Origin of the sequence: Roseiflexus sp. RS-1, assembly GCF_000016665.1 — a bacterium.
GTDB lineage: Bacteria > Chloroflexota > Chloroflexia > Chloroflexales > Roseiflexaceae > Roseiflexus.
This window is the reverse complement of the sequence record NC_009523.1, coordinates 4,484,535-4,507,219: the sequence shown is the minus strand read 5'-3', so window position 1 is coordinate 4,507,219 and position 22,685 is coordinate 4,484,535. Positions and strand designations below refer to the sequence as shown.

20 protein-coding genes and 1 pseudogene are annotated in these 22,685 nt (G+C 59.2%); 15 read left to right on the top strand and 6 right to left on the bottom strand.

What is annotated here, in order from left to right; all coding sequences use genetic code 11:
* Positions 1-144: 144 nt before the first annotated feature.
* The 3 genes from ROSERS_RS18590 to ROSERS_RS18580 are packed head-to-tail and all read left to right on the top strand — an operon-like array spanning position 145 to position 3,488.
* Positions 145-1,482: a (Fe-S)-binding protein gene (locus tag ROSERS_RS18590; protein WP_011958304.1), complete on the top strand. Its 1,338-nt coding sequence runs from the start codon at positions 145-147 to the stop codon at positions 1,480-1,482.
* A 51-nt stretch (positions 1,483-1,533) separates the two neighbouring features.
* Positions 1,534-2,250: an HAD family hydrolase gene (locus tag ROSERS_RS18585; protein ID WP_011958303.1), complete on the top strand. Its 717-nt coding sequence runs from the start codon at positions 1,534-1,536 to the stop codon at positions 2,248-2,250.
* Between the two features lie 20 nt (positions 2,251-2,270).
* Complete coding sequence (locus tag ROSERS_RS18580) at positions 2,271-3,488, top strand: glycosyltransferase family 4 protein (RefSeq protein WP_011958302.1); 1,218 nt, start codon at positions 2,271-2,273, stop codon at positions 3,486-3,488.
* A gap of 708 nt (positions 3,489-4,196) precedes the next feature.
* Here ROSERS_RS18580 and ROSERS_RS18575 read toward each other — a convergent pair.
* The 3 genes from ROSERS_RS18575 to ROSERS_RS18565 are packed head-to-tail and all read right to left on the bottom strand — an operon-like array spanning position 4,197 to position 7,143.
* A complete protein-coding gene (locus tag ROSERS_RS18575) occupies positions 4,197-5,075 on the bottom strand; it encodes a dihydrodipicolinate synthase family protein (RefSeq protein WP_011958301.1) in 879 nt (292 codons plus the stop codon).
* A gap of 7 nt (positions 5,076-5,082) precedes the next feature.
* Positions 5,083-6,855 carry an acetyl-CoA carboxylase biotin carboxylase subunit gene (accC, locus tag ROSERS_RS18570; RefSeq protein ID WP_011958300.1) on the bottom strand — a complete coding sequence of 591 codons (1,773 nt, stop codon included), beginning with the start codon at positions 6,853-6,855 and terminating at the stop codon, positions 5,083-5,085.
* Between the two features lie 21 nt (positions 6,856-6,876).
* Entirely contained in the window at positions 6,877-7,143 is a 267-nt protein-coding gene (locus ROSERS_RS18565) for a hypothetical protein (protein ID WP_011958299.1), read from the bottom strand.
* A 489-nt stretch (positions 7,144-7,632) separates the two neighbouring features.
* Between ROSERS_RS18565 and ROSERS_RS18560 the strand changes: the two genes are divergently transcribed.
* A complete protein-coding gene (locus tag ROSERS_RS18560; protein WP_011958298.1) occupies positions 7,633-7,863 on the top strand; it encodes a hypothetical protein in 231 nt (76 codons plus the stop codon).
* Positions 7,864-7,946: 83 nt separating this feature from the next.
* Here the strand turns inward: ROSERS_RS18560 and ROSERS_RS18555 are convergent, their stop codons facing one another.
* A complete protein-coding gene (locus ROSERS_RS18555) occupies positions 7,947-9,698 on the bottom strand; it encodes an Rqc2 family fibronectin-binding protein (RefSeq protein ID WP_011958297.1) in 1,752 nt (583 codons plus the stop codon).
* A 42-nt stretch (positions 9,699-9,740) separates the two neighbouring features.
* On the opposite strand from ROSERS_RS18555, the gene ROSERS_RS18550 reads away from it, so the two are divergent.
* From ROSERS_RS18550 to ROSERS_RS18520, 7 genes are all read left to right on the top strand, one after another.
* The gene (locus ROSERS_RS18550; protein ID WP_011958296.1) at positions 9,741-10,373 is read left to right on the top strand and encodes a guanylate kinase; all 633 of its coding nucleotides are present in this window, start codon (positions 9,741-9,743) and stop codon (positions 10,371-10,373) included.
* Positions 10,374-10,404: 31 nt separating this feature from the next.
* Entirely contained in the window at positions 10,405-10,926 is a 522-nt protein-coding gene (locus tag ROSERS_RS18545) for a GatB/YqeY domain-containing protein (RefSeq protein WP_011958295.1), read from the top strand.
* A 33-nt stretch (positions 10,927-10,959) separates the two neighbouring features.
* A complete protein-coding gene (locus tag ROSERS_RS18540) occupies positions 10,960-13,161 on the top strand; it encodes an HD family phosphohydrolase (protein WP_011958294.1) in 2,202 nt (733 codons plus the stop codon).
* Between the two features lie 223 nt (positions 13,162-13,384).
* The gene (gene ybeY, locus ROSERS_RS18535) at positions 13,385-13,867 is read left to right on the top strand and encodes an rRNA maturation RNase YbeY (protein ID WP_011958293.1); all 483 of its coding nucleotides are present in this window, start codon (positions 13,385-13,387) and stop codon (positions 13,865-13,867) included.
* 2 nt (positions 13,868-13,869) lie between these two features.
* Entirely contained in the window at positions 13,870-14,355 is a 486-nt protein-coding gene (locus tag ROSERS_RS18530) for a diacylglycerol kinase family protein (protein ID WP_232282670.1), read from the top strand.
* Positions 14,356-14,363: 8 nt separating this feature from the next.
* Complete coding sequence (locus tag ROSERS_RS18525) at positions 14,364-15,629, top strand: glycosyltransferase family 4 protein (RefSeq protein WP_011958291.1); 1,266 nt, start codon at positions 14,364-14,366, stop codon at positions 15,627-15,629.
* Positions 15,630-15,964: 335 nt separating this feature from the next.
* A complete protein-coding gene (locus ROSERS_RS18520; RefSeq protein WP_232282669.1) occupies positions 15,965-17,026 on the top strand; it encodes a phospholipase D-like domain-containing protein in 1,062 nt (353 codons plus the stop codon).
* Here the strand turns inward: ROSERS_RS18520 and ROSERS_RS18515 are convergent.
* Positions 17,023-17,409: a hypothetical protein gene (locus ROSERS_RS18515; RefSeq protein ID WP_011958289.1), complete on the bottom strand. Its 387-nt coding sequence runs from the start codon at positions 17,407-17,409 to the stop codon at positions 17,023-17,025. The genes ROSERS_RS18520 and ROSERS_RS18515 overlap by 4 nt on opposite strands.
* Before the next feature lie 493 nt (positions 17,410-17,902).
* Here ROSERS_RS18515 and ROSERS_RS18510 point away from each other — a divergent pair, with 493 nt between their 5' ends.
* Positions 17,903-18,763 (top strand): undecaprenyl-diphosphate phosphatase, encoded by an 861-nt coding sequence (locus ROSERS_RS18510; protein ID WP_011958288.1) that lies wholly within the window; start codon positions 17,903-17,905, stop codon positions 18,761-18,763.
* A 41-nt stretch (positions 18,764-18,804) separates the two neighbouring features.
* On the top strand, positions 18,805-20,244 hold the full coding sequence (gene fabF / locus ROSERS_RS18505) for a beta-ketoacyl-ACP synthase II (RefSeq protein WP_011958287.1): 1,440 nt from the start codon (positions 18,805-18,807) through the stop codon (positions 20,242-20,244).
* 350 nt (positions 20,245-20,594) lie between these two features.
* Here fabF and ROSERS_RS18500 read toward each other — a convergent pair whose 3' ends face one another.
* Entirely contained in the window at positions 20,595-20,975 is a 381-nt protein-coding gene (locus ROSERS_RS18500) for a response regulator (RefSeq protein WP_011958286.1), read from the bottom strand.
* Positions 20,976-21,055: 80 nt separating this feature from the next.
* On the opposite strand from ROSERS_RS18500, the gene holB reads away from it, so the two are divergent.
* Together holB and ROSERS_RS25255 are read left to right on the top strand one after the other, a co-directional pair.
* Positions 21,056-22,111: a DNA polymerase III subunit delta' gene (gene holB, locus ROSERS_RS18495; RefSeq protein ID WP_011958285.1), complete on the top strand. Its 1,056-nt coding sequence runs from the start codon at positions 21,056-21,058 to the stop codon at positions 22,109-22,111.
* Positions 21,996-22,634, top strand: a pseudogene (locus tag ROSERS_RS25255) (tetratricopeptide repeat protein); the annotation flags it as partial. The gene holB and the pseudogene ROSERS_RS25255, both read left to right, overlap by 116 nt.
* Positions 22,635-22,685: the final 51 nt, after the last annotated feature.

The window sequence follows — 22,685 nt, the reverse complement described above, 5'->3', positions numbered from 1 at the left end:
CCTCATCTTCTCACCCGCTCCGTTTGCACATGATGCAAGACGGTTGTATCATACGGGCGTTTGCCCCCCAGGAGCGGCGTCCAGTGATGAAGTGATGTCGCTCCAGTATCGTCCAGAGATTTGAAGCCTTGATCCGGACTCGCCATGATCGCCGAACACGAGATAACTGCCAGAGTGCCGTTTGCCGGTCCCGACATTCCCAGTGATACAGTTATCAACTCTTGCGTCCATTGCGGGTTGTGTCTCCCGGCATGCCCGACCTATCGCGAAACCGGACTTGAACAGTTTTCACCGCGTGGACGCATCTACCTGATGAAAGCCGTCGCCGACGGGCGCATCGGTATGGAGAGTGAGGTCTTCCAGGAGCAGATGAGCGCCTGTCTCAATTGCCGCGCATGCGAAGCTGTCTGCCCGAGCGGTGTGCTGTACGGGCAGATCCTCGAGGCGTCACGGACGCAGATTGAACAGGCAAAGGGCGATGGACGGCTTCCACCGCATCCGTGGCTTGTGCGCCTGCTGCGCTTTGGCGCATTTGGTCTGCTCTTCCGTCGTCCGCCGCTGTTTCGCCTCTTCTCACGCCTGATGTGGCTCTATCAGAAGAGCGGTGCGCAAATGCTGGCGCGGCGCAGCGGATTGCTCCGCGCGCTGAAACTCGATGAGACCGAGGCGCTCCTGCCACCCATCAGCGATCGCTTCACCGTGCCGGAAGGACAGGTTCTCCCGGCGGAAGGAGAGGAACGGTTCGTTGTTGCACTGCTGACCGGTTGCATTATGGCGACGGCATTCGCCGATGTGCACGATGCCACGATCAGGGTACTGCGCAAGAATGGTTGCACGGTTTTCCTGCCGCCTGAGCAGGGATGTTGCGGCGCGCTCCACGCCCACGGCGGCGACCTGGCAGGCGCGCGTGATCTGGCGCGACGCAATATCACGGCATTCGAGGGGTTGGGTCTCGATGCGATCATTGTCAATGCCGCCGGGTGCGGCTCGACGCTCAAAGAGTACGGTCACCTGCTCCACGACGATCCACACTGGGCGGAACGCGCTCATCGCTTTTCGGCAAAAGTGAAGGACGTGACCGAGTTCCTCGCCGTGCTCGACCTGAATACCGCCGATATGCGACCGCTCAACCTGACGGTGACCTACCAGGAACCCTGCCATCTGGCGCACGCGCAGCGCATCAGCGCCCAACCGCGCAAGCTTCTCCGCGCCATTCCCGGCGTGACCCTGCGCGAAATGCAGGAGTCGTCACTCTGCTGCGGCTCCGCAGGTATCTACAACGTGACTCAACCTGCAATGGCAACCCGCCTCGGCGAACGAAAATTGAACCACGCGGAAGCCACCGGTGCAGACATCATCGTGACCGCCAACCCCGGCTGTCATCTGCAACTCGAAAGCGGGCTGCGCCGACGCGGCTCGAAGATGCGGGTGCGCCACGTCGTCGAGGTGCTGGCAGAGGCATATGAGCAGGGAAGAGGTTGAAGGTTGAAGGTTGAACGTTTCTCGGTTCTCAGTTCTCAGTTCTTGGTTCCTATGATCACCACCATCGCATTCGATGCCGACGATACATTGTGGCACAATGAGACGCTCTACTCCATAACCCAGGAGAAGTTCAAACGCCTGCTTGCCCCCTTTCAGGACGTCGCAACGATCGACCGTCGACTCTACGAAACCGAGATGCGGAATCTGAAGTTCTTCGGGTATGGCATCAAAGGGTTCACCCTCTCCATGATCGAGACCGCAATCGAGGTGACCGATGGTCGAATTGGCGCACAGGAGATTCATCAGATCATCGACTTTGCGCGCGATATGCTGCGCGCACCGGTCGAACTGCTGCCCGGCGTGCGCGAAACGATTGCGTCGCTGCGCGAAACCTACCGATTGATGATCATTACCAAGGGAGACCTGTTCGATCAGGAGAGTAAAATTGCGCGCTCCGGCATCGCCGAGTATTTTCAGCATATCGAGATCGTGAGCGATAAGACGCCAGCGACGTATACAGCACTTATGACACGCTTCGGCATCCGACCAGACGAGTTCTTAATGGTTGGCAATTCGCTGAAATCTGATATTCTACCGGTTATCGCAGCAGGCGGGCGAGCGGTCTATATTCCGTATCACCTGACCTGGGATCACGAAAAGGTGACCGACGACGAGGCGGCAACCGACGGGTATGTGCAGTTGTCGCATATTGGCGAACTGCCGGGCTATCTGCGCAACTCCATATGCGCGGCGCCGTTGTCGCACTGAGCACATCAGCAGGATCATCTGTGCCTTACACGATACTGATGCTGGCTTCGACCAGTTTTTTTTCGGATTACGGCAACCACGTTCGCATCTGGGAGGAAGCGAAAGCCGTTCAACAACTCGGTCATCGCCTGGTACTGGCAACGTACCACAACGGCGACGATATGCCCGGTCTCGACATTCGTCGCTCGTGGGACGTTCCCTGGATCCGACGCGCCGTTGTCGGTTCGTCGCGCCATAAACTGTACCTGGATGTCGGTCTGGCATGGCGCAGCCTGCGCGTCGCGCTGGAGATCCGTCCAACGATCATTCATGCCCACACCCACGAGGCAGCCTTTATCGGTCTGGCGCTGAAACGCTTGATCGGCATTCCGCTCATCCTGGATTATCAGGGCAGCATGACCAGCGAAATGCTCGATCACGGGTTCATCAAGCGCACCAACCCGCTGTTTCCGCTGTTGACGCGATTGGAGCGCTGGATCAACCGCAATGCTGATGCGGTGATCACCTCGACGACCAATGCAGCGAATCTGCTGCGCCGCGATGGTTCTGTTCACCCCGACAGGCTCTACACTGTCATCGATAGCGTCAACACTCACCGTTTCCGCCCGTTCGACGGGTCGCCGGAGTGGGAGGCGCAACGTTGCGAGTTACGGCGACAACTCGGCATTCCGGCAGACCGCCGCATCGTGGTGTATATCGGGTTGCTGGCGCCATACCAGGGTACCCACCATCTTATCCAGGCAGCACGGATTGTGACCTCACATCGCGCAGATGTGCATTTCCTGATCATGGGGCATCCTGATCCTGCCAGTTATCGCGCTTATGCGGAGTCGCTCGGCGTCGGCGATCATGTCACGCTGCCAGGACGCATCTTTTACCGTGACCTGCACGCCTATCTGGCGCTTGGCGACGTGGCGGTGGCGCCAAAGATGAGCCGCACCGAAGGAAACGGGAAGATCGGCAATTATATGGCGATGGGGTTGCCGGTGGTCGCCTTCGATACGCCAGTCGCGCGCGAGTTTTTGGGGGACTGCGGCATCTATGCCGCCTATGGCAGCGTCGAGGACCTGGCTGCTGGTATCGAACTCGCGCTCGACAGACCGGAATGGGCGCAGGAACTGGGACGACGCCTGCGCGAACGCGCGGTGCGTGACCTCTCGTGGGAGCGAGCAGCACACCAGATCGAGGAGATCTACCACACGGTCGTCAACCGGCAGTGCCGGTCATCCCGCTTGTGAGATCAGGGTATGGTGTTCTGTCTTCCGTCGCAGGCAGCAGTTCGCCCAATTCCCCTTCGCCATGTGTGGAAGAAGTTCACGCTGAGCGCCGCTCATGAGTTTTTAGAATTGATCCGGCATAGCCCGTGCAGATGGGCTTCGCACCGCAGAGCCGAGGGGTTGACCCCGACGGTTGAGCCGTCGCCCTGAAGGGCTCGGCTACCAGGACGAAGGCCGCTGACGCGGCCTGTCAATCCAGCCCGCGCGGGCGGGCTTCGCATTCCATAGCCGAGGGCTTTAGCCCCACGGCAAGAGCGAATACCGGATTATAGCAGTTCTCAGATACGTTGACCCCGGTCTGGGCCTGCCGTGTCGCGCGAGGCGCCCGCGTCCAGCAGAGTGTAGACCGAAATGTATTTCGGTCATCGCGTGGGTCGCGCCATTTCCAGGAGTGTTCAACCTCGTCCAATAGATTCAACCTTTGTGAGAACTGCTCTACATTTCGGCGTATTTCTCTCGGAGATCACAAACGCGCCACCTGGACGCCGGGCGCATCGCATTATCCACTCTTCTGTGAGAACGACGCTATGCCGAAATAAATTTCGGCGTATTTCTCCCGTAGACCGACATTCATTTCGGTAGCCGCGTGAGGCGCGCAATTCTGGGAGTGTTCAACTTCGTCCGTTGGGTTCAACCTCTGTGAGAATCGCCGCCTCCCCAGACAGACGCTCACAACGACCGGACTGCCGCCCAGAGTGCATCTGCCTGTTCGTCGGTGAGATCAACGAGCGGAAAACGAGACGATGTGCGCGGGAAATCTGCCATACACGCCAGCAACGCCTTGAGCGCTGGCGGATTCCCGTATGGTTTCAGCACCGCGCTCAACGCCGTCACCCGTTGCTGAGCGGTTTCGACATCGCCTCCGCTGAGGTGCGCTGTCATCACCGCGCGCATCTCGCGAGGAAAGACGTTGCTCAGCGCAAAGATGCCGCCGGTTGCACCCTCGCGGAGCGCCTGCGCCAGCAGTGCCGCACTGCCGACATACACGCGCAACTCCGGGAAGCGCTGCCGGAGCATCGATAGATAGGCGAGATCGCCGCCACTATCCTTCAAACCATACACCATGTGCGGATGACTTTGATAGAGTCCTGCAATCACCGCTGGCGTGATTGGAATCTGGCTCATCGGCGGGATATGATAGAGGATTAACCGCGCGCTTGAGGGCAACGCATCGCACAGAGCGCGATAGTAGCCGAGCAAACCATCATCGCTCAGGTTCTTGAAATAGAAGGGCGGCAGCACCAGTGCTGCGTCGGCGCCACGCTCGATCGCATAGCGCGTCAGCGCAATCGTGTCGCTCAACGCGGCGCATCCCGTCCCCGCAAACACCCGCAACTGCCCGCGATGGTGCAGCACTGTATCGAAGATTGCCATCCGTTCGGCAACGCTCAACGATTGCCCCTCGCCGGTGGTGCCGCAGGGCACGACACCATCGACACCCTGCGCTTCCAGCCAGCGCAGATGCCTGACGATCCACCCATGATCCACAGCGCCCGCTGGTGCGGTAAACGGTGTGACGCTGGCGACGAAGAGTTCTGGCGTGTTCATACGTCTCTCACGATGCTGCAAGTTCCCCGGCGGCACGGTACGTTGCCAAAACCGTTCCGGGTTCGACCGTCTGCCCGACCTGCACCCGCACTTCGCCGATGACCCCCTTGCGCGGTGCAGTAATTTCGTTCTCCATTTTCATCGCCTCAATAACAAAGACGACCTGACCTGCCTCAACCTCCTGACCGGGGGATACCACCACTGCCGAAACAATGCCCTGCAACGAACTGGCAACTCCATCAGCAACGGGATGGAGGGCGCGGTGTGCCGCACGATCCTGCCTGATACGCCGTTCAGTCCGTTCCGACCGGGTCTCAGCTTCCGCCACTCGCACGGTAAAGAGCCGACCGTTGACTTCCACCTCGAAGATACGCGCCGGTCCGCTCACCACACTGCCGACTGATACCGTGCTGATCGGACCCTGCGACAGCGTACTGAGATGATCGGCGAGATGATGCGGAATGAAATTGATCGTCGCTCTCCCCTCCTGAAAGACCGGATGCGCCATGGTCGCCAGATGGAACGGAATAGTATGCGCCACGCCGACGATGCGATAATCCGCCAGCGCACGCCGCATACGCGCAATGGCTTCAGCGCGGTCATCTCCCCAGCAGATCAACTTGGCGATCAATGAATCGTAATGCTGCGGAATAGTATACCCTTTGTGCACGCCACTGTCGACACGCACACCAAAGCCGTAGGGTTCACTGTACTCAACGAGCGTGCCAAGCGACGGACGAAAGTTGTTGGCGGGGTCTTCCGCGTTGATCCGGCATTCGATCGCGTGCCCGCGGATCATAATATCATCCTGGGTCAACCAGAGCCGCTCGCCACGGGCGATCCGGATCTGCGCCTTGACCAGATCGACGCCGGTGACCATCTCGGTCACCGTGTGCTCAACCTGGATGCGGGTGTTCATTTCGAGGAAGTAGAACTCCCCGTCCTGATAAATAAACTCAAGCGTGCCGGCGCTCACGTAGCCTACCTGTTTTGCAAGACGCACCGCCGATTCACCCATGCGTTGACGCACATCGGGCGTGATCACCGGTGAAGGGCTTTCTTCGATCAGTTTCTGATGGCGACGCTGGATTGAGCATTCGCGCTCCCCAAGGTGGAGTACGTTTCCATATGTATCCGCCAGCACCTGGATTTCGATATGGCGCGGATCGGTCAGATACTTCTCGACGTACACATCCGCATTGCCGAAACCGATCTCCGCCTCGCGGCGTGCGCTCTCGAACGCATGACGCAACTCGCTCTCCTCGAACACCACGCGAAACCCGCGTCCGCCGCCGCCGGCAACCGCTTTGATAGCGATCGGATAGCCGTATTCAAGGGCGCACGCGCGCAACTCTTCGAGCGTGCCAACGGGGTACATCGTTCCGGGGACAACCGGCACCCCTGCCGCCCTGGCTTCACGCCGCGCCGCCACCTTCCCGCCCATACGTTCCATCACCTCAGCCGGCGGACCGATGAACACCAGACCGGCAAGGGTGACTGCACGCGCAAACGATGGGTTTTCCGCCAGAAAGCCGTACCCTGGATGCACAGCGCCAGCGCCTGACTCGCGCGCGACTTCGATGATCCGCTCGATGTTCAAATAACTCTGCGCTGCAGACGCCGGGCCTACCAGGTAGGCGGCATCCGCATACGCCACATGTGGCGCATGCCGATCAGCTTCGCTGTAAATTGCGACCGTGCGCAGCCCCAGTTCCTTGCAGGCGCGCATCACTCGTAGTGCAATCTCGCCACGGTTGGCGACCAGAACAGTATCAAACATAGTGCCCCTCACTGCGCACAATCAATCGAACATCCCCAAAATGCCAGCGCTCCAGTGCGCTGCGCGACCGACACGGTCGGCGGTTCTCCAGGCAGCGGCGATGCCGCTGCGCGCGGGCGTCCCTCCCTGCGCTGCGATCAGCGCCGCCGTTTGCCATGAACTGCGCGATGGCGCCTCTTCGATAGCGTCCGCCTGCTCCGCTTCCAGATACAGGCAAACGGCGGCGAGCGCCGCAGCCACGAGATCATCATCAATGCGAAGCGGGCGTACTGAAGGAAGATTGGTCATAGCGATACGTATTTCCGAAGTTTGATACTATGACTTCGCTGCAAAAACGCACCGCTGAGACGCCAGGCGCACAGAGAGTAAAAAAGAACTATGATGGATGCACAGCGAAGCATACGGGTGCGTGACGTGATACGGAAGCCACCGCTGCGAACGCTGCGTCTCTGCGGTGACATGCCCTTTTTGCAGTGGAGTCATAACTATAAGAAACGGCTCTATTATACGGAGAACGGTTACAGGTGATATTTCTGTAAGCTCGAAACAGACATCGCAGAACAATGATCCATCTGCATACCACGAACGATGGTACCGGTGTTACAGGTACTGTCGGGCTATTGCAGGGGTTGATATAATCTTAACGACAGGGTGTGCCGTCGGTGGCGGCGTTCGCAGTTCTCGGGTCAGCGGCGCAAGTTCTTGCTCATTCGTGACCACCCGCTGTCACTACCTCGAACATCAGACTCTACATGACCGTAAAGGAGGTGAGAACGTATGGAACGGCAGCACTCGTCATGGTACGCTGCCATCGATGATGCGCTCTGCCGACTTGTGGCGCGCGTACACACATGGCGTCTTCTGTACAACGAAGGACAGGGATTGGTAGAATACTCGCTCTTGCTGGCACTCATTGCGCTGGTCGTGATCGGTATTGTGGCTGTGATGGGGCAAACTGTAAGCGGTCTGTGGTATCAACGTATTCTTGATCGCTGGCCCACCTCGTAAGCAGGTGTGGTTGTCGTCGCGCAATTGTTTCTTTTGTTCTCTGGCGTCCGCAGTATCGCGGACGCTTTCTTGTTTCTCGCGCCCTACCACGGCGGGCGTGGCGTCACACGCACTGCCCGCTCGGCCTGATAGGTCACCAGGCCCTGCGGTCCGCCACGCACTTTCCGCACGTGGCGTCGCCGTGCAATTTCAACCTCGACGCTGGCAGAGGCGCGCTGACTGCTGTAGTACGCTGCCAGCGCTGCTGCTTCTTCGATGGTGCGCTCCGGGACGTCACGCTGACCGGCTTTGATAATCACGTGCGCACCAGGTGCGCCGCGCACGTGCAGCCAGAGATCATCAGGTGCGCCGAGGCGAAAGGTGACATGTTCGTTCTGCTGTGCAGTGCGTCCAACATAGATGGTCAAGCCGTCGCTTGATTCGAGGCGTAACGGCGGCGCAGGGCGATCAGGACGCTTGCGGGTGCGACCTGTTTCAGGTCCGAGATAGCCTTCCGCCTCTGCCTCACGTGCAATTGCCTCGATAGCGTCGTATCCTTCCGCCAGTTCCAGTAGCGCCAGCGTTTCATCCAGACCTGCCAGACGCAACTCGACGGCGCGCAATCGTTCGGGAACGCCAGCAAGCGCACCTTTGGCTTTCTCATAGGCGCGGAAACGATCCTGCGCACACTCGACCGGCGACTTGCGCGGATCGAGCGCGATACGTCGCCCGTCCACCTCCAGATGATCCTGTCCTGGCGCCAGTTCGTGAAGGAACGCAAAGATCATTTCTCCTTCCCAGCGCAACCGCTCAAGATCGGAAGCGCGCTCCAGTTCGGCGCGGAGGGCGGAACGTTGCCGCTCCAGACGCTCACGCATGGCGTTCAACCGCTCACGCAGAGCGTCGCGCCGTTGATGATGGGCGGTAAGGCGCTCGCGCGTTGCATAGTATGCGTCCAGCGCAGCGCTCATCGATGGACAGGGACGCGCCCCCGGCAGATGGGTCAGTTCGTATGGCGCGAATGCGACCGGTTCGCCATCATCAATCACAATATGCGGCGTCCAGGGAGGCTGACACAACTGCCGCAACGCACCGGCAAGCGCTTCCCATGGCAGATCGGCGCCGGTTGGCACAATGGTGCGCCCCATCACACGATAGACCACCTCACGCGCAGCAAGCGGCGACAGCCCACGGTAGGCGCTCACCAGCGCGCGCGCCAGATCGGGTTGACCATCCGGCACGGCAGCGCGCATCTCGACTGCTGTCGTCTGGCGCGGATCGTGCCTGGACTGGGGCGGCGGCAGTTCGTATGGTTCACGCGGCAACACCGGACGCCGGCTCATACGTGGCGTCACATGCCGTGCTGCCGCCAGAATCACGTTATCGTCGCCCACCAGCACGATATTACTGCGGCGTTCCATGATTTCAACAATCAATTCGCACCGGAGTGTTTCATTCTCCGGTGATGTGGTGTCTGGTCGATCCTCATCATCGCTATCGAGTTCAGGTTCGTCATCAGAGTTGCGCAGGAGCGGCCGTTTGGCTATACTTAGCAGCAACACACGCTCCAGATCCGGTTGCTCGATAGCGGTGATCCGACCACGATTGACATACTTGCGCAGCAACAGCAGCAGTGGCGGCGTCGCATCCGTGCCACGCGAGATGCGCACCGGGCTGAGGTGAACGCGCGCGAATTGCGGATGGGCGGAAAGTACGAGATAATAGCGCCGACCGGCGTAGATTTCGAGAGCGACGCTCAACTCTCCCGGCAACAGGACATGCTGGACACGACCACCGACAAGAGTGGCGCGTAACTCATCGACAACGGCGGCAAGCGTCAACGCATCGAAATACATCGCACACACGATTATAGCACGCAGCAACGCCAAAGGAGGAATATGCCCGTCGTTGATCGCAACCCGTTACTCGACGGTCTGCCAGCGTACCCGCTCCTGATCGTCATCTCCGGTCCGTCTGGCGTTGGCAAAGACTCCATCCTGAACCGGATGCGTGAACTGAAGGTACCGTTCCATTTTGTGGTCACCGCCACCGACCGCCCGATGCGCGAGGGGGAACGGAATGGGTACGATTATCATTTCGTCACAACCGAGCGCTTCCGCGAGATGATCAGTCAGGGCGAGTTGATCGAGTGGGCGCGGGTCTACGGGCACTACAAAGGAATTCCAGCATTCGAGGTGCGCGATGCGCTGGCTTCAGGGCGTGATGTGGTGCTGCGGCTCGATGTCCAGGGCGCCGCAACGGTGCGCCGCCTGGCGCCCGATTCGGTGCTGATCTTTGTGGCGCCGGGAAGTATGGACGAACTCCGTACACGCCTCGAGCAGCGCCGCACGGAGAGCAGTGCGGAGATCGACCGCCGCCTGAGCGTGGCGCAACGCGAAATGGAGGCGCTTGAAGCGTTCGATTATATTGTGATCAATCGCGCCGACCGCCTGGATGAAGCAGTGGCGCAGATCCAGGCGATTGTCACGGCGGAGAAGTTGCGTGTGCATCCACGGCGCGTCGCGCTGTAGGTTGAACGCGCCAATCCTGCGGAGAATGGCTATGGCATTGCTCGAACAATTGCAAAACGATCTCAAAACAGCCATGAAGAGCGGCGACCGGTTGCGCGTGGATACGATCCGGATGGCAATCGATGCATTGAAGAAGGCGCAAATGGCGCAGGTGAAGGCTGCCTTTGATGCAGCCGGGGGCGAGTCGGCTGATGCTGCTGCGCTGGCAGCTATCGACCGCGACCAGACTCTGACCGAGGCGGCGGAGCAGGAAACGCTGGCGAAAGAGGTCAAGCGCCGGCGCGAAGCCGCCGAACTCTACCGCAAAGGCGGGCGTATCGATCTGGCAGAAAAAGAGGAAGCGGAAGCGGCTATCCTTCAGTCGTACCTGCCACAGCAACTTTCGGCGGAAGAGTTGCGTCCCATGGTCCAGGCGATCATCCATGAGATTGGCGCAACCGGTCCTGCCGATATGAGCAAAGTGATGCCGGTGTTAATGCAACGTCTCAAAGGTCGCGCCGATGGTCGCCTGATCAACCAGGTTGCGCGTGAACTTTTGAGCCAGGCGCAGTAACCGGGCGCTCCAACGCGAAGGCTCACCTTCAGCATGAACATGGTACGCTGGTTTCAACGATCGACCGATCAGCCAGCATCCTCTGGGGATGGATCGGCGCAGCGATCGCCGGAGCGCACCTGGCGACGCCTGACTGTCGGGTTGAGCCTGGGGCTTGCGCTGGTTATCTGGTCAGCGCTGGCATGGCAACCGGTTATTGCCCCAGACTTGCAACTTGGGCGACCGAGTCCGCGCGATATTCAGGCGGATCGCACCGTCACCTATGAGAGCGAGTGGCGCACCGAGCAGGAACGCGCGCGCGCCGAGAGTTCCGCCGACACGGTCGTTTACTCGCGCGATATGAGCATCCCTATTCAGCAACGCGCCGAACTCAAGAACCTGTTGCAGACCATCACCCAGATCCGTGACGATCCGACGCTGACCAAGGCGCAGGAACGCGAGCGCCTGACCAGCCTGCCGAACAGTACGCTGATCATCTCACCCGAACTGGCAAGCGCCATTGCCGGTCAGACCGACGAGTCATGGGCGTTGATCAGCTCCCTCTCGCTTGAACTGTACGACCGGGCGCTGAGCGAAAACAGGTACATGCTCAACGATCAGAAGATCGCCGAACTGCGCTCGTTCTCGCTGCCATACTGGGCTTCCCTCCAGGCAGAGACGGAAGCACAGGCAGAGTTGATCGCACTGTTCAGCGGTTCGTTCCTGAAAACCAACCAGTTTATCGACGAAGAAGCAACTCAGCGCCGCAAACAGGAAGTACGTGAGGCAGTGCGTCCGGTGACTGTCCGGATTCTGGAGGGTGAGAGCATTGTGCGCCAGGGTGATGTGGTGACCCCTGATGTTCTGGAGAAACTCGAAGCGCTGGGCGCGCTGCGAACCAAAACCAACTGGATGGCGCTGGGGGGCAAGGCGCTACTGGCGTTGCTGATCGCTGGCATCTTTGGCGCATATGTGGCAGTCGCTCAACACGAGACGCTCAAAGAAACTCGACCATTGCTGCTCGTGTTCAGCCTGATGGCATTGACGGTCATTGCTGCGCGACTGGTCATCCCATTTGGCATTCAGTGGACCTATGCATTCCCGCTGGCGTTGATCGCGTTGCTGCTGGCAGCCCTGTTCAACGTCGGGCTATCGCTTATGAGCGTGGGAATACTGAGTGTCATTATCGCCAGTTTGAGCGATAAGCAACTGGCGACTGCTCTGATCCTCTTTCTGGGAAGCATTACTGGAGCATTCCTGATTGGACGCGGTGAACGCTCGCTGCTGTTCTTTATCAGCGGCGTGACTATTTTTTTCGTCACCGCCCTGGCTCAGTTCGCCTTTCATCTGATTGGCGGTGCGTTGCCAGTTCTGGATCAGGCGATGGCAATCCTGGCAGTCAGCGGAATCAACGGCGCACTCTCGGCAATTCTGGCGCTGGGGCTGTATAACCTGACCGGACAGATCGCTGGCATCGTGACTCCGCTCCGTCTGATGGAACTGGCGCATCCGGCGCAACCACTGCTGCGCCGCCTGATCCGCGAAGCGCCTGGAACGTACTATCACAGCGTCGCGGTTGGCAATCTGGCAGAAAGCGCTGCCGAAGCGATCGGCGCCGATGCCCTTCTGCTGCGGGTCGCATCGTACTACCACGATATCGGAAAAACAATCCGCCCATTTTTCTTTACCGACAATCAGAGCGATCGCGAGAATGTCCACGATGAACTCGATCCGCTGACCAGCGCCCAGATCATTGCTGACCATGTGCGTGAGGGGCGAAAAATGGCTATCGCCGCCGGTCTGCCATCGCAGATTGTCGATTTTATCAGCACCCACCACGGCACCAGCGTGATCAAATATTTCTACCAGCGCGCGCTCCAGCAGCACGATACGGTCAACATTGAGGATTATCGTTACCCCGGTCCACGTCCGCGCACCCGTGAACAGGGGATCATGATGCTCGCCGATACCGTCGAAGCGACGGTGCGCTCAAAATTTCAGGCTGGCAGCGTGATTTCCAACCGCGAAGGGAACAATGGCGATGCCCGATCGCGTGAACAGGGGAAGACCCTTGAGGAACTGGTGACCGCGATTATCGATGAACGGGTACGGAGCGGTCAACTCGATGAATGCCCGCTGACGCTGAGCGATCTGGCGCGTATTCGCCAGGCATTTATCACCACGCTCCAGGGCATTTATCATCCGCGAGTCGACTATACGCCGAAAACTGTTGCGTCATCCGACTGGCAGTCGTGAGCGATTGCACATCGTGAGTCACGTACAAGCGGACGCGCGAGCGATTGATGGAAACCTCTGCGCGCCCGGCGTCTCGGCGATGCGTTTTTGCGGTGGAGTCGATAGAGAAGAGCATTGTGTCGCCCGGAACGTGCGCATATACGAAAGAATCTGACAGTTGCACACCGGCGACTCTGCGCTACAATAGCATTGTTTTTGTCGTCGAGCCAGGTGTCGTGTTCGTATGAGCGATTCTGAGAGAACCGTCGATATCCAGGTTGTTCCTCCGTATGCGGCGTATGTCGATAGCGCACTGATCGAACAGGCTGTCGAATGCACGTTGCAGATGGAACAGGTTGCAGGACCGGTGGAAGTCGGCATCCTGATCACCGATGACGCCGGGTTGCAGCGATTGAATCAGGCATACCGCGGCGTCGATGCGCCGACCGATGTGCTTTCCTTCGCCGAAGCGGACGACGACAGCGCATTTGTCCGTCCTCCCGATGCGCCGCGCTATCTGGGAGATATTGCGATCTCGTGGGAGCGGGTCGTTGCCCAGGCAGCAGAGTATGGTCATTCGCGCGAACGAGAACTTGCGTTTCTGGTAGTACACGGCATGCTCCACCTCTTGGGCTACGATCACGAACGAAGTCCAGCCGACGAAGCCGATATGCGCGCACGCGAGGAGGAGATCCTGCGTGCGCTTGGATTGAGCCGTGAGGAGTGATCATGGCGACCAATCACCAACCTTCGACTGATCGCCCGGTTGTCGTTGATTATCGCTCCCATCGTCTGCACGTCGAGGCGATGCGGCGCAATCAGACGGTTGGCTGGGTGCGCAAGCGCCTGCGATCCTTTCCATTCGCTTTCGCAGGGCTTGGACATCTGTTGCGCACCCAGGGGAATGCGCAGATCCACGTGGCAGTCGGAAGTGTAGCGATCATCCTCGGTTTTCTGTTCAACATCGAACGCGGCGAATGGCTGGCGCTGGCGCTGACCATCACGCTGGTGCTGGCTGCCGAGGGGGTGAATACTGCCGTCGAGGCGGTTGTCGATCTGGTGACGCCCGGCTTTCATCCGCTTGCTAAAATCGCCAAGGATGTGGCTGCCGGTACCGTGCTGCTGACCGCCATTGGCGCCGTCGTGGTCGGGGTGATCATCTTCCTGCCGCGTCTCTGGACGCTCGCCGCGCCATGGGTGATCGGCGCGCTCTGAGCGGATGCATGAAGATTCTGCTGCTCTCCCCGTATCCGCCATACCCGCCGCGCGGTGGCGGTGCAATGCGCATATACCAGATCATCCGCGGTCTGGCGCAGCGCCATTCCCTGACGTGCCTCACCTTCGTGCCCGATGCTGCGGCAGAACAGGCGCTCGCGCCATTGCGCGACCTGTGCCGGTTGATCACAGTGCGCGGTCCTGCGCCACGCTCGTTGCTCCGGCGCGCGTGGACGACCCTGGCATCGCCGTTCCCCGATATGGCGCTACGGAACGCATCACCTGCCTTCCGCGCCCTCCTCTGCGACCTGGTTGCACGCGAGCACGTTGACATCGTCCAGGCAGAAAGTATCGAGATGGCGTCGTATCTCATCGAACTGGCGCGCAACGCCGGGGCGTCATCGTCGATCGTCCAGCGACCGTTGCTGGCGCTCGATCAGTTCAACGCCGAATATGTGCTTCAGAAGCGCGCAGCAATCACCGATCTGCGCGCTGCATTCACGCTCGCCGACCCGGTGCGTCGCGGCGCAGGCGGCGTCTATTCGTTGATCCAGTGGATCAAACTGGCGCACTACGAACGCCGCATCCTGCAGATATGCGATGCCGTCATTGTCGTTTCAGAAGAGGATCGTAAAGCGCTGGAACGTCTCGGCGGAACGTGTCGTGCAGTCGTGCCGAACGGCGTGGACACCACATTCTTCAGCCGGGAGACGCTCACCGGCGATCATCGGACGCCGCTGTCGTATGCAGCACCGGTGATGGTATTCAGCGGAACGCTCGATTTTCGTCCCAATATCGACGCGATCGTCTGGTTCATCGAAGCAGTCCTGCCCCGCATTCACGCCCGACGCCCCGACGTCCAACTGCTCGTCGTCGGGCGGCGCCCCGCGCCGATCCTGCGCCGCCTCGCCGAACAGGGACGGCTCATTCTGACCGGTGAAGTCAGCGATGTGCGCCCATTCCTGGCTGGCGCTGCGGTCTACATCGTGCCCATGAGGATTGGCGGCGGCATACGCCTGAAAGTGCTCGAAGCATTCGCACTCGAAGCGCCGGTTGTCAGCACAACCCTGGGAGTTGAAGGGATCGCCGGGTTGCGCGACGGCGTCCACTGCCTGCTGGCAGACACGCCGCAGCAGTTCGCCGATGCTGTCGTGCGTCTGCTGGATGATCCGGCGTTAAGGCGAATACTCGGCGCTGCCGGACGGCGACTGGCACGTGCGGAGTACGACTGGAAAGCGATCATTCCCCGCCTGGAAGCGGTCTATCAGCGTTGAAGGTTGAAGGTTGAAGGTTGAAGGTTGAAGGTTGAAGGTTGGGCGTTGAACATTGCCTGGCAAATGCGCGCTCAGCGGAGTGTCACAGGCGTATCGCGGCGAGGACGTGCGCGGTTTAAGAAACGTTATGGACCACACCCACAGATGCCTGCGATGCGGGTTGGTCATAAACTATTATCGCAACGCAGCGCGCAACCTCCTGCACCGGGGACTCTATGTTCTGCGATCAAAGCGAAACACGGAACAAGCGTGGGGCAAAACACGCCAACGCCCAATTCTGCGGGGATGGGCGCCGCTGCAGGCGACGTTTTGAGGTATGGCAGGTCCTTCTGGCGTTGCTGATCCTGGGTGTATGCTACGTACTGACAACGCCCGGTTCCGTCGAACCGCCCCGATCTGACGACCGCACCGCCACCGATCAGGTGCGCGTATTTTTCACCACACCGACGTTACGCTACCCGGACGCCCCCAACCGACGCGCCGCATCGCCGGTGCTGCACGGACTGATCGACGACATCGCCTATGCCCGCACTTCGGTTGACGTGGCTGCCTTCGACCTCGACCTGCCGCAACTGATCGATGCACTGATCCAGGCCAGGCGTCGCGGCGTTGCCGTGCGCGCCGTCATCGACAGCGAAAACCTGGTCGACCCGGCGGTTGCCATGCTCACCGGGCGCCTGCAAGACCGACAGGTTCCGATCACATTCGACCGGCGGGCGCCATTTATGCACAATAAGTTTGTTGTGATCGACGATGCTATTGTATGGACTGGTTCGTGGAATCTGACCGAAAACTGCACATTTCGCAACAACAACAACGCGATACGCATCAAAAGTCGGCAAATCGCTGCCGCTTACCGGCGTGAATTCGATCAGATGCACGCAGGCGCCTTCGGAACCGCTAAACGCAGCGATGTGCTGCGTTCCGCAACACGCATCGACAATGGGATGATCGAAATCTACTTCTCGCCACAAGACAAAGCGCTCCCCTTTATTCTCGAACAGATCGAACAGACCCGCAGCACCCTCATCTTCATGGCATTTTCGTTCACCTCGGCGCCGATCGCAGACGCATTGATCGATGCAGCAGCACGCGGAGTACATGTCGAGGGAGTCATCGAAAAACGCAACGCCGGAGGAACAGGGTCAGTATTCGCACTTTTGCGTGAGCGGGGGATTGACGTTCGAGAAGACGGCAACTGCTACATCATGCACCACAAGGTGATGATCATCGACAACCACACCGTCATCACCGGTTCATACAACTTCACCGACAACGCAGAAAACACGAATGATGAAAACCTGGCAATCATCCGCAGTGCAGCGATTGCCAGGCTTTTTCTCGAAGAATACGCACGTATTGAACATCAGGCCGCAGAGCCGATGCGCTGCAACTAGGTGTTTGATACACTAATCGGGTACTTGCGCGGTCGCCCCGGTCTTCTACGAGGAAGTCCTTCCGATGCCAGGTTTGTAGAAGATGCAACAGAAGCCGACGGTTCGAGCGCCTCTGGAATCAGTTCAACGATTTTGAATGGAATTGTCGATCCGCGCGTGCGGAAGAACAGAATGTCGAACCCCCGGCGTCTTGCGGCAGCACGCAGGCGATTACGGACGGTTGTGCGCCTTTCGTCCGGTTCAAGCTCCACCTCACCATAATCGCCGATGGTATAGTCTTCCAGAAATTGATCGTACTCTGCCGCGATCAGCGCTCTCATGCCTTTACCTTTGTTTTCGAGGACGAGTACCTCTTCCTTTGTGAGTTTGCGAACCTTGGGCATAGCGGCATCCTTTCTATAGTTCTGCCAGACACTGAATGAAAATCCCTGACGGGCAAATGATAAGCAATCAAGGAGAGGATTGAGATCTGATTACTCCTTCAACTATTGTATACCACTTCTTTATTCTACGCAAGCGGATTTTCGGCTCTGTCCACTCAAATAGCATATCTTTCACCTCGTTCCGCGCGATCTCTTGCTTCCAGGATGGCGCAAGACGAGTGTCAAATGTCATTACGCGGTCGAATTGCCCCATAACGCGCATGTGGAGATCAATGCTGTGTCACCCAAATGCGCTACCGCGACCCCGCCAATCTCGAACGTTCCACTACGTCTGGTATAATGCACCGGTACACACTGATACGCCCGGTTGCGCTAATACTGGTTGATCGCAGGGTCAAACACCACTTCGAATCATTTGGAAAGCGAAAGCTGCATGCACTCTTCTGAACTTGCACCGGTCGATCAAGCGCGTTCGCGCAAAACTTTCGTGCTGATGCTGGTTGCCCTGGCATTGCTCGGAATCGCGCTATTGATCGCGGTTCCGACCGCCAGCGACTGGTGGAAAGCCGCGGTGCTGGGCATCGTTGAGGGATTGACCGAGTTTCTCCCGATCTCATCGACAGGTCATCTGCTGATTGTGTCGAACCTGCTGAGTTTCGAGGGGAGCATCGGAGGAACCTTCGAGATTTTCATTCAGCTCGGCGCGGTTCTTGCTGTCGTGGGGTACTATGCGTCCGACCTGCTCCGCCAGGCGCGTATGGCGCCGCGCGATCCGCACACGCGACGATTCTGGATCGCAATCGGTGTCGCATTCCTTCCGGCAGCGATCATCGGACTTGCGCTGCACGGATGGATCAAGGCAGTGCTCTTTTCGCCGGTGGTCATCGGCACAGCCCTGATCGTCGGCGGCATCGTCCTGATCATCGTCGAGCGATTGCCCCGGCGCACTGCGACTGTCCACGATGCCACCCGATTATCACTCCGCCAGGCGCTTGGCATCGGTATCGCCCAGGTCCTGGCGCTGACGCCGGGGGTCTCGCGTTCGGCGGCGTCAATCATCGGCGGAATGGTCGTCGGTCTCGACCGACGGGCAGCGACGACGTTTTCGTTCTACCTGGCGATTCCGACGCTCGGCGCGGCAACGGTCGTCGATCTGCTGACCAGCCTGGAACAGGTGACTCCGGGAGACGTGGGACGGCTCTTCCTGGGGCTGGTGGTCTCACTGATTGTGGCGTGGCTGAGCATTGACTGGTTGCTGCGCTATGTCGCCAATCACAGTTTTGTGGCGTTTGGCATCTATCGTATTATGGCCGGATCGATTGTACTGGCGCTTGTCGCTGCAGGACGATTATAATAGTGTTTTGTTCCAGTATTGTACAGAGAGGAGCGAGCGCAATGTCGCCTGTCTCTCACAACACGCCGTCACGGCGCGTGCAGGTGCGTGAACGCATTCTTGCAGCATTGACCGAAAGCGCAACGCTCGCCGATCACGAGACGCTTGCGCTGCGTATCGATCAACTGCTGGCGGAGGTGTTCGAGGACGAGCCAGCGCTGCAACCGCAACCTGCCCTGATCGATCAGGGAAATGAAGACAGTCGCGTGGTTGTCACCGGTATCGGGGTGGTCACGCCACTCGGCAACGATCTGGAGACGTTCTGGCAGGGGCTGGCGGAAGGACGCAGCGGCGTCGGTCCGATCACACTGTGCGATCCGGGTGATGCCACCACCACGATTGCTGCTGAGGTGCGCAATTTCGACGCGCGCGATTACATGGACGCAAAAGAGGCGCGGCGCGTCTCACGCGGAACACAGTTCGCCATTGCTGCGGCGCGCATGGCGCTCGATGACGCCCGGTTCACGATCGATGACAGCAACCGGTACGATACCGGCGCGTTGATCGCCTGTGGCAGCACGTCGCCGCCTGACACCGAAGCGGCGGCGAAGATTCTCTTCGAGCGTGGCGCGTCACGGATCAGCCCGTTCTACATCACCAGCGCCCTGCCCAACATGCCGTCGTGCCAGGTTGCCATCCACCTCGGATTGATGGGGTACAACACGACCATCGCCACCGCCTGTGCTGCGAGTGCGCAGGCCATCGGCGAAGCTGCCGAAGTCATCCGGCGCGGCGATGCCACGGTGATGCTGGCAGGCGGAACCGAAGCGCCGATCTGCCGCCTGACCCTCGCCAGTTTTGGTGCGATCCGTGCGCTCTCGACGCGCAACCACGACCCGGCGGGGGCATCTCGCCCGTTCGATGCCGAACGTGATGGCTTCGTGCTCGGCGAGGGGGCGGGCGTGCTGGTGCTTGAGTCGCTTGCCCATGCGCGACGACGCGGCGCCCGCATCTATGCCGAGATCATCGGCTATGCGTCAACCTGTGATGCGCACCACGTAACTGCGCCACATCCAAACGGCGATGGCGCAGCGCGCGCAATCGTGCGCGCCATGGCGCGAGCGCGGATCACACCGCAGCAGGTTGATTACATCAATGCTCATGCCACCGGTACGCCGACCGGCGACGTTGCCGAAACGCTGGCGATCAAGACCGCCTTTGGCGAGTATGCCTCCAGCGTACCTATCAGCGCCACCAAGTCGATGATCGGGCACCTGACGAGCGCCGCTGGCGTGGTGGAGGCGGCGGCAACCCTCCTTGCGATGCAGCATCAGTTCATCCCGCCAACAATCAACCTGACGAATCCTGACCCGCAGTGCGACCTTGATTACGTTCCGCAGCACGGGCGGCCCGCCGCCATCCGAATCGCAATGTCGAATTCGTTTGGCTTTGGCGGGATCAACAGCGTCCTGGTGTTGCAGCGAGCGGATTATATCCAGTGAGTCTTCAGGATCAGCGCATAGAGAACAGCGCCGTTGCGCCATTTAGCAGTTCTCACAGAGGTTAAACCTGTTGGACAGGGTTGAACACGCCTCGGACGACCACAATTACCATCGCGCCCCACGCGGCGACCGAAATGATGGAGATTGAGAATTTAATCCGCTATACCGAACGAGCCGTGGGGCTGAAGCCCTCGGCTATGCAAGGCGAAGCCCGCCTGCGCGGGCTACACCGGATTATTTATTCAAAGACCATAATTTCGGTCTACACTCTGCCGGAAGCGGGCGCCTCGTGCGACGCCGCAGATAGGAACGATGTCAACGTATCTGAGAAATGCTGTAATTCATGCGTGCTATGCCGACATCGGCGCAGCCGACAACAGAGCTGTCACACGCTCAACCAGCCTGTCCAGATCGAACGGTTTTTCAACATAATCGATGCAACCAATCGCCTGTGCTGACGAACGCTTGATGAGTGTGGTATAGACGGTCGAACCGAGCACGGGAACCGTCGTAAGTTCAGGAAGGGTGCGTAGTTGTCGTGCCGTTTCCCAAAGGAGTTGACCTGGAAGAGAGAGCGAACAGAGAATCAGATCGGGTCGTCTGACGGAAGCCTGGTCGAATGCGCTGGAAGGGGTCGCTTCGATGACCGCGTACCCGTATGATCGAAGCAATCGAGCCAGAATATCACGGTGCTCCGGTTCATTGTCGATGATCAGAATGGTGGAGCGCACTATCTACATCCTCGCAGATCACAACGTTTCTACAGAGTTATAATCGGCTCGAACAACAAAAAGATACGGATTGTCACACCATGAATGCACAGCCGGAAAACTGGGGCATCATCGGGCACGAATGGGCAGTCGAATTCCTGCGACGCTCGATAGCCGGAAACCGCATTGCGCATGCGTATCTGATTGGCGGTCCGGAGGGAGTGGGGAAAGCGTTGCTGGCGTTACGCCTGGCGCAGGCGCTTAACTGCGAACAGGGGACGCCCGATCCCTGCCTGCGTTGCCGCTCTTGCCAGCGGATCGAACGTGGCAATCACCCGGATGTACGCCTGACCGGGATGGCGATGCAGGCTGCGGGCGCCAAAGCCGACGAAGCTGCCCGCCAGAAAGAGGTCAAGATCGACACGGTGCGCGAATGGCAGCGCGATATGATGCTGAAGCCCTATGAAGGACGGCGGCGCGTTTTTATTCTGCACGATGCCGAAAAGTTGAGCGAGGCGGCGTCGAATGCGATGCTGAAGACGCTGGAAGAGCCGCCGCCGTATGCGACGCTCATTCTGGTAGCGCATACGGCGGGCAGCCTGCTGCCGACGGTGGTTTCACGCTGCCAGTTGCTGCGGTTGCGTCCGTTGCCGCGGGCGCAGGTGGCTGCCGCGCTGCGCCAACAGTGCAATCTTGCCGCCGAAGATGCCGAACTCCTGGCGGCGTGGAGCGGCGGACGGATCGGATGGGCGCTCCGCATGGTTGCAGACCCCAACCAACTGGCAGCGCGCCAGGAACAGTTCAGCGAACTCCTTGCCCTTACCGACCAACCGCTGGCAGCCAGGCTGCGCTGGGCGGAAGAGCGCGCAAAAGCATACCGTGCCGGTGAGCAGGCGGCAGTGTTCGAGATGCTCGACTTGTGGCAGAGCTGGTGGCGTGATGTGTTGTTGACGGCTGCCGGTTGTCCACAGGCGGTCGTCCATATTGACCGCCGTGATGATCTGGCAGCAGTGGCGACTCAGTATGCCCTTCCCGACCTGCATGCCTTTGTTGCGAGCATCAACCTGGCGGCGCAGCGTTTGCGCGATAATGTCAACCCACAACTCGCGCTTGAAGGCGTGCTGCTGTCGATGCCGGAACGTCGGGCAGCGCGATAGACACATAGACACTGGAGTTGTTCTTCCAATGGACCCCTTGTTTTACCAGGCGTTTCTCGCCTTCGATAGCGGCAGGTACGATGAAGCCGGGCGCTTCTACGCACTGGCTTTAGCGAAATATCCGGTCTCCCGGTATGAGCAATACAAACAGGCAGCCCACGGACTGGCGTTCACCTGCTGCTTCCAGAACAAATTCGATCAGGCGCGCGAGATATATACGAATCTGTATCGTGTCGTGCAAGATGCGCACGATCTCCAATGGCAGGCTATCGTTCTGCATCAACAGGGCGTTGTCGAGCGAATGGCGGGCAACTTCTGCGAAGCTCAGACCATGTTTCAGAAAGAATATGATTTTCGTGTATCGCACCTTCCTGACGACTTCGCTGGCTTTGCGGCGAATCTCTATGAACAGGGACATATTCTTCTGAAATTGGGAGATACAGCACAGGCTCTCACCATAATGCACCGTTCGCTGGATATGGCACAGCAGGCAAACGACGCCATGTGTCTGGGATGCGCTTATCGTGGTCTGGGAGAAATTTATGCCGCTCTGGATGAGCATGATCGAGCCAGA

What these genes read in the sequence shown, in the direction of transcription:
- ROSERS_RS18525 (WP_011958291.1), top strand. Translation starts at nt 14,364, where the DNA reads ATGAAGATTCTGCTGCTCTCCCCGTATCCGCCATACCCGCCGCGCGGT.
- ROSERS_RS18560 (WP_011958298.1), top strand. Translation starts at nt 7,633, where the DNA reads ATGGAACGGCAGCACTCGTCATGGTACGCTGCCATCGATGATGCGCTC.
- ROSERS_RS18510 (WP_011958288.1), top strand. Translation starts at nt 17,903, where the DNA reads ATGCTGGTTGCCCTGGCATTGCTCGGAATCGCGCTATTGATCGCGGTT.
- holB (WP_011958285.1), top strand. Translation starts at nt 21,056, where the DNA reads ATGAATGCACAGCCGGAAAACTGGGGCATCATCGGGCACGAATGGGCA.
- ROSERS_RS18565 (WP_011958299.1), bottom strand. Translation starts at nt 7,143, where the DNA reads ATGACCAATCTTCCTTCAGTACGCCCGCTTCGCATTGATGATGATCTC.
- accC (WP_011958300.1), bottom strand. Translation starts at nt 6,855, where the DNA reads ATGTTTGATACTGTTCTGGTCGCCAACCGTGGCGAGATTGCACTACGA.
- ROSERS_RS18590 (WP_011958304.1), top strand. Translation starts at nt 145, where the DNA reads ATGATCGCCGAACACGAGATAACTGCCAGAGTGCCGTTTGCCGGTCCC.
- ROSERS_RS18540 (WP_011958294.1), top strand. Translation starts at nt 10,960, where the DNA reads ATGAACATGGTACGCTGGTTTCAACGATCGACCGATCAGCCAGCATCC.
- ROSERS_RS18545 (WP_011958295.1), top strand. Translation starts at nt 10,405, where the DNA reads ATGGCATTGCTCGAACAATTGCAAAACGATCTCAAAACAGCCATGAAG.
- ROSERS_RS18585 (WP_011958303.1), top strand. Translation starts at nt 1,534, where the DNA reads ATGATCACCACCATCGCATTCGATGCCGACGATACATTGTGGCACAAT.
- ROSERS_RS18530 (WP_232282670.1), top strand. Translation starts at nt 13,870, where the DNA reads ATGGCGACCAATCACCAACCTTCGACTGATCGCCCGGTTGTCGTTGAT.
- ROSERS_RS18550 (WP_011958296.1), top strand. Translation starts at nt 9,741, where the DNA reads ATGCCCGTCGTTGATCGCAACCCGTTACTCGACGGTCTGCCAGCGTAC.
- fabF (WP_011958287.1), top strand. Translation starts at nt 18,805, where the DNA reads ATGTCGCCTGTCTCTCACAACACGCCGTCACGGCGCGTGCAGGTGCGT.
- ROSERS_RS18515 (WP_011958289.1), bottom strand. Translation starts at nt 17,409, where the DNA reads ATGCCCAAGGTTCGCAAACTCACAAAGGAAGAGGTACTCGTCCTCGAA.
- ROSERS_RS18555 (WP_011958297.1), bottom strand. Translation starts at nt 9,698, where the DNA reads ATGTATTTCGATGCGTTGACGCTTGCCGCCGTTGTCGATGAGTTACGC.
- ybeY (WP_011958293.1), top strand. Translation starts at nt 13,385, where the DNA reads ATGAGCGATTCTGAGAGAACCGTCGATATCCAGGTTGTTCCTCCGTAT.
- ROSERS_RS18575 (WP_011958301.1), bottom strand. Translation starts at nt 5,075, where the DNA reads ATGAACACGCCAGAACTCTTCGTCGCCAGCGTCACACCGTTTACCGCA.